This window comes from Bacillus sp. P4_D3, assembly GCF_056401855.1.
Window position 1 is genome coordinate 1 of sequence record NZ_JBFUIN010001351.1, and the last position, 521, is coordinate 521.

General features: G+C 34.2%; 1 pseudogene. It reads left to right on the forward strand.

The features are described 5' to 3' along the window. A pseudogene (locus AC1DTM_RS31275) lies at positions 1-521 on the forward strand (exosporium protein D); the annotation flags it as partial.

The window sequence follows — 521 nt, forward strand, 5'->3', positions numbered from 1 at the left end:
TTCATGTTACTGGTACTTCTGCACCAATTGTTGTAACTATTCGTACAAGAAATTCTCGTAGACCGATTACAGCTACAATCGCTTCAGGTGAAACAAGAATTCTTCAAGTAGAAAATTTTGAAAGCCTCACTCTCACAAATAATAATAATACAAGTAGCGACATTGGTGTTTATATCCAAAAAACGTTTTGCATCTGTTGCAATGAACAAAATGATTATTATAAAGAGCATTCATATTCTATTAACGAAGATAGTAACTGTTTTGTCGAAACTCATACGATTGCTGGTTCGGGAACTACCTTAGCTGGAAATGTACCTCTCGATATTATCGTACCCCCTAATACCTCAAGAACAGTATTTGAAGATCTTACTATTAATCACAACAAAACATTACTTCAAGTATCTGTTCCTAACGATTCCGGTCCCATTGAAGTAACAGTTCAAACAAGAAGTTCTAACATACCAATTAATGCAACTTTAGTTCCTAATGAAACAAGGATCTTTCAAGTAGAAGATTTCCAA